A 372-nucleotide genomic window follows, 5' to 3' on the forward strand; every position below is an offset into this window, starting at 1 on the left:
TTACTATGCCGATAAGAAGGAAGCTGGATCTAAGACAGTTACTCCAGATCAACCAGAAGTAACAGATCACGTTGTATATAAATCATTAGGAAAAATTATCCAAGTAGATGAAGCAGGAAATGTTATTCCAGGTTCAGTATCTAAGACTTATGAAAATAATCCGTGGAATCCTAAAGAGGCAGCAGAAACTAAAATTCCTGATGCTCCAGCTGGATACAAAATTAAGGAAGAACAACCTCAAGCTTGGGGTTACAATATAGTTGATAAAACGATTGAACCAAATGATGAAAGTGATCCAGATCGTATTTCACGAGACACACCAATCATCTACGTACCAATCGTAAATGATGTGAAGAAACCAACTAAACAAAC

General features: G+C 36.6%; 1 pseudogene. It reads left to right on the forward strand.

What is annotated here, in order from left to right:
• Window positions 1-372, forward strand: a pseudogene (locus tag ADM33_RS11470) (hypothetical protein); the annotation flags it as partial.

It is taken from the genome of Streptococcus oralis (assembly GCF_001075875.1).
Taxonomy (GTDB): Bacteria; Bacillota; Bacilli; order Lactobacillales; family Streptococcaceae; genus Streptococcus; species Streptococcus oralis_I.